The 7,341-nt window shown below is 46.8% G+C and carries 7 protein-coding genes; 3 read left to right on the top strand and 4 right to left on the bottom strand.

Annotation, left to right across the window (positions count from 1 at the left end):
• A partial coding sequence (locus tag PF479_RS01450) for a 2-C-methyl-D-erythritol 2,4-cyclodiphosphate synthase (RefSeq protein WP_298001499.1) occupies positions 1-210 on the top strand: 210 nt, incomplete at its 5' end.
• A 5-nt stretch (positions 211-215) separates the two neighbouring features.
• Positions 216-866, top strand: a complete 651-nt coding sequence (gene nth / locus PF479_RS01455; RefSeq protein ID WP_298001502.1) for an endonuclease III — start codon at positions 216-218, stop codon at positions 864-866.
• Here nth and PF479_RS01460 read toward each other — a convergent pair.
• From PF479_RS01460 to PF479_RS01470, 3 genes are all read right to left on the bottom strand, one after another.
• Complete coding sequence (locus PF479_RS01460) at positions 863-2,428, bottom strand: hypothetical protein (protein ID WP_298001504.1); 1,566 nt, start codon at positions 2,426-2,428, stop codon at positions 863-865. The genes nth and PF479_RS01460 overlap by 4 nt on opposite strands.
• 67 nt (positions 2,429-2,495) lie before the next feature.
• Complete coding sequence (locus PF479_RS01465) at positions 2,496-4,055, bottom strand: PH domain-containing protein (RefSeq protein ID WP_298001506.1); 1,560 nt, start codon at positions 4,053-4,055, stop codon at positions 2,496-2,498.
• Positions 4,056-4,086: 31 nt separating this feature from the next.
• Positions 4,087-4,965 (bottom strand): DMT family transporter, encoded by an 879-nt coding sequence (locus PF479_RS01470; RefSeq protein ID WP_298001508.1) that lies wholly within the window; start codon positions 4,963-4,965, stop codon positions 4,087-4,089.
• A 145-nt stretch (positions 4,966-5,110) separates the two neighbouring features.
• On the opposite strand from PF479_RS01470, the gene PF479_RS01475 reads away from it, so the two are divergent.
• On the top strand, positions 5,111-6,895 hold the full coding sequence (locus PF479_RS01475) for a diguanylate cyclase (protein ID WP_298001511.1): 1,785 nt from the start codon (positions 5,111-5,113) through the stop codon (positions 6,893-6,895).
• Positions 6,896-6,898: 3 nt separating this feature from the next.
• Here PF479_RS01475 and PF479_RS01480 read toward each other — a convergent pair.
• A partial coding sequence (locus PF479_RS01480) for a hypothetical protein (protein ID WP_298001513.1) occupies positions 6,899-7,341 on the bottom strand: 443 nt, incomplete at its 5' end.

Raw genomic sequence — 7,341 nt, forward strand, 5'->3', positions numbered from 1 at the left:
TATCGTCCAGGCAATATAGACTGTACGGTCATCCTGGAACAACCGAAACTAGGACCCTTCCGGGAACAGATCCGAGCCTCCTTGCAGGAAGACCTGCAGATTCCCCTGGACTGTATCTCCTTCAAAGCCAAAACCAAAGAAAAGCAGGATGCTACCGGACAAGGCCTCGCTATCGAAGCTCAAGTGGCCCTCCTTCTGAAGCCTGTCTGAATCATATGAGAATCCACTGGGATGAGATATTTCCGGTTCTGGAAGAATTCAAAAAAAGATTTGATCTGCCTTCGGTTTCTCTGATCGGAGAAGAAAGCGGAAGCCCCTTCAAAATATTGATTTCCACCATAATATCCCTGAGAACCAGGGATAAAGTGACCCTTTCTGCTTCCCGCAGACTCTTTGCGGTGGCCGATACTGCCCCGGCCATGATCAGGCTGAAACAGAGAGACATTGAGGAGCTTATTTATCCCTGCGGTTTTTTCAGAGTAAAAGCCGGGAATATTCTCACTATCAGCAGGGAGATTATGGGGGAACACGGGGGAGAAGTTCCAGCAACGAAGGAAGGCCTCCTGGCATTCCCGGGAGTCGGTCTGAAGACGGCCAATCTTGTGCTCAGCCTGGGATACGCCGTTCCCGCCATCTGTGTAGATATACATGTCCATAGAATATCCAACCGACTGGGGTGGATAGAGACAAAAAAACCGGATGACTCGGTTGGGGCTCTTGAAAAAGTACTCCCTCTGAAATACTGGATACCCGTCAATGAACTGCTGGTCCTCTTCGGTCAGAAAATCTGCACTCCCCGGAATCCAAAATGCCCCCACTGCCCTTTGCACGCGTTCTGTAACAGGGTCGGGGTAGAACAATCCTAATTCGTCAGGCCCTCGGGCAGTTTTTTCCGGCTGAACCGGGATGTTTTCAGAGGGTTCCCTCTGTCATCATATTCCCAGACAGCCCCGGCTGTCCCTTCCCGGTTTTCCACAAGCTGCTCATCAATGCCATAATAGGTTTCTGTGAGAGGATTTCCGTATTTGTCGTAGCTCCAGTTGTAGATAGCCACACCGTCATCATTGGCTTTATACTGTCCGAAAAGGCCAAACTGACTCTGGCTGACCGCATTGTTCTCTTCATCATATTCCCAGCTGTAGGAGGCTATACCCTGACTGTTCTCAGAGGGCCGCTCCTCATCGTTATAATGCAGTTCTTCCAGTTTATTCCCCTTCCGATCATAATTCCAGCGGTACAGAGCCACTCCCATAAGGTCGGCCTTTAACTGGTCATAATCGGAATAACTCCGGGATTCCACCATATTTCCATTTTCATCATAGACATAGCGGTACATGGAAATACCCCAGAAATCCTCTTTCAGTGAATCGTCCACGTCGTAGTATTTCTGCTCTGTAATATTTCCCCTCTCATCAAAAACCCAGCGGTACGAGGCAAATCCATCACTGTCCAGGACCTTTCCCAGGGCGGGCCCAAAGTTTTTCTGTTCCAGTTCATTCCCCTGGGGATAATGAATCCACTGGTACACGGCCACCCCTTTAAGGTCGGCTGTCAAAGAACCTGATTCGGAGTAGTGTTCTTCCCGGATTCTGTTTCCCATTTCATCGTAACTCCACAGGTATCGGACGACCAGATTGCTGTCAGCCTTCAATTCTCCGGCAGTTCCAAAGTTGACCGTGGAAATCTTGTTCCCCTGAGTGTCCCAGTAATAAACAACAGAAGAGACTCCCTCATCATTCAGTACGGGCCGTTCAGAACCGTCAAACCAGCTCTCACGCACAAGGTTCCCCTCATCATCCCATTCCCTTCGGACAGCCGCCGGACGGTCTCCTGAATCGATAGGGATGCCCCGTTCATCCAGCTGAAGAGTCATCGAAAGGTTTCCCCTGTCATCATAGATGTAACGAAGTTCAAAAACAGGACCATCACCAACCCGGTTTCCCTCGGGATCAAAATAGAGGGCTGATACTTTCTTACCCCTCTTGTTTATATCCCACATCACAGAGGCAATCCCCCTGCTGTCGGCTTTCAGGTTCCCATAGCGGTCATAATTAAAAGCAGCCGTGATATTTCCGGATGAATTCTGTCTGAGCCGGACAGAATAGACACCCTGTTCATCGGGAACAGCCAGCCCCCTGGAATCCAGAAAAGTCATGCGGATATAGTTTCCGTTGTATCCAAACTGAATCACAGGGACTCCCAGGAGAGGGTCCTTTAATGATCTCCCTCGCCTTTTGTACTCAATCCGGCTGATCCTCCCATCCGGGAGAGACGAGATTTTGTAGCAATTTACCGCGAGGGCTTCCGAATCCGCAAGAGGGTAGACCCCCTGAATGCGTTCATCCTGACCTACCCTGATTTTTCTGAAATAGGAGATCTCTTCCTGGGCGAAAAGACCTTGTGAAAGGAACAGAAGCCCAAATAGCATAAGGATTCCTTTTAGGGATATACCGGAGATAGAATTGCATGCTCTCATATTTTGTTCCTGCCTTAACTTAACCATTCATCACCACCGTGGAGGAGGTTTGAACCTCTTTCAGAATGGCCGCAAATTCGCCAAACTGTTTCATAGCCCGATTTTGCTGTGTTTTTTCCTTGGATAACACCAGCTGTTCCCTGAATTGAAAGATGTCCGACTGTACTCTCAGGGGATTGGAAACGGAAAAGAACTGAAGAGTCCCGCTGTTTCCGGGAGTCTCAATGATCACATCTCCATAATTCAGAATCAGCCTTAACAATCCTTTCTGGGAAACCCTTACATTCAGGACTCCTGCCAGATCGGTCTGAGTTCGTACTTCCTCAGACCCGAAGGGCTTACGCTCGATATCCCAAATAAAGGGCAAATCAATCTTGTATATATCATTCCACCAGTCTAAACCGATCCAGAGAGCTCTCAAGGCAATACCAAGGCGGAGAAGCCACAGCACCAGAGAAAAACCATCGTTGATTCCACCTTGAAGAATCAAGGATGGAAAAAGGGAAAGGATCAGAAGAGATAGGGGAAGAAAAAGCTGAAAGACCAACACCGCCGGCGACTTTCTAAAAACCTTGCTTCCTGGAAGATTTTCCTGCTGATGCAGACTCCTGCTGCCCATATAGCGTTCCGATGTTCTATCCTCCAGATTCTGACGAACCAGCATCCGGAGCTCTTCCCTCTCTTCACCCTGTTGTTCAAATTGCTGCCGTGACTTCAGGGTCATCAATTTTGTCTGCAGCCCCTTGGGATCATCGATATTTTTGAACAGAAGCCCTTTGCCTGCTGTCTGAATACTGAGATCTCCCATATTGAGAATTTGCCTGAAAAGGCCCTTCACATTAACATTGACACTCTTGACCTGATCCAGAGGGACCTCTTCCTGATCTCTCCGGAAATTTCTCCAGTTAAAAAACCGACGGAATGCCGTTTTTTCATTGACCCGGTAGAGGGTCATATTCCTAAGAAAGACCTCACATCCAACGAGGAGGCCCCCGGCGGCAGAGAGCAGCAGAGACCAGGGGGATCTCTGGGACAAGATTATTCCTGAGGCAATGAGAAGGAGAGGAATCATTAGAAAGATTGAAAAACTCTTCCTGCTGGTTCTACCCTGGTATACAGCCTTACTTTTTTTGATCCTGATGCCTTTCCATGAAGATGCGGGAAAACCCGAAACAAGCCGGCCCTTTGAATCTATTCTGGGCTTCAAACCAGACCTGCATCCAGGACAGGTCTGCTGAAACCTTCTGAAACCTTCGGCCCGAAGCCTCAGGATGACGCTGTCTTCTTTCGCCGCATAGACTCCCGACTCCCGACGGGGGATGTGAAGGGTTTCTATTCCCCAGAAATCACCTGCAAAATAGACATGACTGCTCTCCTTATTCATATGAGAAACAGAGCCTTCCAAGACTAGATAAAGACTTTCAAGAACATCATTGTCAAACAGGACCTGTTCCCCTCTCAGAAATTCCTGAAGAATATATAATTCTTTCAGGGCCTCTTTTTCTTTCAGGCTCAAACCGCGGAACAGGGGATGGGAGAGAACTTTTTGATGATAAGAATCGAATATTAAAGTTTCCACACTTCAATATCGGCAGGTCTGGAAGAGTCAATTAGGATTCCTGTACGCTGCCCCTCTGAATGGCCAGAATCTCCGAAAAAAGAACCCCTGAAATGATCATGAGAGAGCCGCCGATCTGAAGCAGGGAGAATTGTTCTCCCAGAATAAAGACGGCCAGAACCACAGAGAAGACAGGTTCCAGGGAATATAAGATGGCGGCTCTGGTAGGAGTGACAGAATTCTGATACCGGGTCATCACATAAACGGCTACAACGCTGCCCAAAAGGCTGAGGTAGAGCAGGTTGGCCCAAAGGAGGGGATGGGGATTCAGGAAGGGTTTTTCAAAGAGGGGAATTAAAGCGAAGGCCAGGATTGAGGTGATTAAAAGCTGCAGAGCAGTCAATACCGCCGGGTCATCATCTGTAGACCAGAGATTCAGACAGACAATATAAACACTGTAGGACCCTGCCGAAAAGAGAGTCAGAATATCTCCCCGGTTCATGCTTCCCGACCCAAGACCTCCGGTGATGAGGGAGAGCCCCACAAAGGCTAGGACCAACCCACCCAGATTAGCCCAGAGCGGTTTCTTTTTCAAAATAAGGAACTGAAAAACAGGAACAAGAAGGGCATAAAAATAAGTGATGAACCCCGAACGGGAAGCCGTTGTGAAGCTGAGGCCAATAGTCTGCAGCCCATAACCCAGAAACATCAGGATTCCCAGAAACAGGCCCTTCAGGATCAGTCCTTTATGTAAACTGGAGATTTTTACTGGATTAATAATCAGAAAAAATACAAAAGCAGATGAAAACCGGAGTCCCATTAAAAGCAGTGGTGAGACATACTCAAGGGCCACCTTGATGGAGACAAAGGTCCCCCCCCAGATAACGGTAATGAGGACCAGGTAGAATTCTGACTGACGGGTTTTATTCATAGGGAAAAACTAACAGTTCCTGAATGATCATAGCAAGACAAAAACAGATTTCCCGGAGGGAATTCAAGATTTATTTTATATTATCAAAATTCTAAAGTAAGAGAGCAGGTTTTTAGGAACTGTGGTATTATAAAAACAAATTTTTATGTATACGATTTATAAAAGGAATTCGATCCTCATTCTTGCCTTGTTCTCTCTTTTAGGTTGTTCCTTTATTGAGCAGGAAAGCATTGCTGTCAAAAAGGGAGAGGTCGATTTAAGGGATCTAAAGAGCAAAAGTGTGACGACCCTGGACGGTGAATGGGAATATTATCCGGATGTTTTTATAAGCCCTTCCGATACAGATAATCAACAGGGTGAAAAGCTCGTCTATGCTGAAGTTCCCCAGGCATGGGATAAAGACCCACCAGGTCAGGGATTCGGTACATATAAACTGACAATAAACGGTTTGAATCCCCATGTGAACTACAGCCTGTACTTTTTTGAAAAGACATCGGCGGCCCGGTATTTTATCAATGGAACATACCTGGGCTCAGATGGTATCCCAGGTCAATCCTACGACAGAGAAACGCCAGACTATGTTCCCTCCCTTCAAACCTTCCAAGCCCCCTATGGCAGTGCAGAACTGATCGTACAAATATCAAATTTTCATTATAAAAACGGTGGATTCTGGGAATCCATACAGATGGGCGAATCATCGGTTCTACAGGAGTTCTGGATCAGAAACATACTGATCCAATCCCTGATCATCGGAGCCCTTTTCTTCATGGCTTTCTATCAACTGTTTTTATATATCTTAACCCCCCGCAACAAAGCCCCCCTATGGCTGAGTCTGGCCATAGGCCTTGTGATCATAAAAAGCTTGATCAGCGGAGAACAGATTCTGATGCATCTGCTACCCGGCAGCCCCCCAATTGTACTGATAAAACTGTCGACCCTGGCTGTTACTTTTATGGCCCCGGTTTACCTGTCCTTTATCAAAAGGATTTTCCCCTCTGAGATCCACCCCCGCATCATAAAAATAAATTATATTATTTCCATTGTGTACGGGCTGATCATCATCCTGTTCAGGCTGGATCTGGTTCAGAAAATCTACACCCCCTATCTCTGGGTCATGATGCTGGATCAATTTTATATGGCCTTTGTTTTTTGGAAAGCCTTCCATCTGAAAAGATCAGGAGCAATCTGGTCTCTCCTCGGGACTCTGGTTTTACAGATGTGCGCAGCTAACGACATCCTATATGAGCTCCACTTGATTCAGACAGCTTATATTTTGGATTTTGGGCTATTGGCCTTCCTCCTCTTCCAGACCCTCCTGAATGCCATCCGGAACAGTTCTGCCTACAAAGAACTGGATATTCTCCGGAATCAGCTGGAAAATAAAGTGGAAATGAGAACGGAAGAATTGAGAGAGGAGCGAAACAAACTGGAACGTATTGCCCGGATTGATCTTCTGACAGGACTCAACAATCGGAACTCCAGTCTTGAAATTTTCAACAGGGAGATTCAGAGATTCCAACGCTATGGAACCGGATTCGCCATCGTTCTTATAGACCTTGATCATTTTAAAAGAGTGAACGATACCTATGGCCACAGCACAGGGGACAGAACTCTTCAGATTGTTGCTGAAGAAATTAAAAAAATCAGTCGCAGTTCAGACTTCTACTTTCGTTGGGGAGGGGAAGAATTCCTTCTTCTCCTGCCGAACACGACCGAGGAGAACGCCCTGACCTATGCCGAAAAGCTGAGGCAGAATCTCGCCTCAACTCCCATTCAGGTAGAAAAAAAAACCTTTGCCGTGACTCTGAGTTTCGGCCTCTCCTCAATCAAGGAGAGGGATGAAGATCTAATACAGATCCTGAACAGGGCAGATACCGCTTTGTACAGGGCAAAAGGCGATGGCCGCAACAGAGGTTACATCTATAGTTGATTCTCAGACTTCATCCGCTAAGTCGTGGTTCATATCCACAAATTTTTCTGTAATAACAGTCAGTGCATCTTCTATAAGACAGGTTTGATCCTCTTTATCCAGACTCAATGGAGTCACTACGATTTTATAGAGAGGAGAGGTCTGCTTCAGAGGACCCTGCTTAAATTCCAAAGAACGTCCCAATTGTGCCGTCTCGGAAATATTGGCATGCTCAATCTTTAAGGAGTCGGGAACATCCTTTCGAAGACCAATACTGGTATACATGACTTCCCGTTCACCATCCACTAAGGGGCTCAAAGATAAAAGAGACCCCGAATAGGTCAAAAAGAGAGCACCCCGTTCATCAAGAGGTTCAAAATCTCCCACCTCATCCATGCCGAGTTCAATCATCTCCTGATCAAAGACATCCATCTTTTCGGCCCAACACTTCTCGAGGGCCTGTTTCG

Source organism: Oceanispirochaeta sp., from assembly GCF_027859075.1.
GTDB lineage: Bacteria > Spirochaetota > Spirochaetia > DSM-2461 > DSM-2461 > Oceanispirochaeta.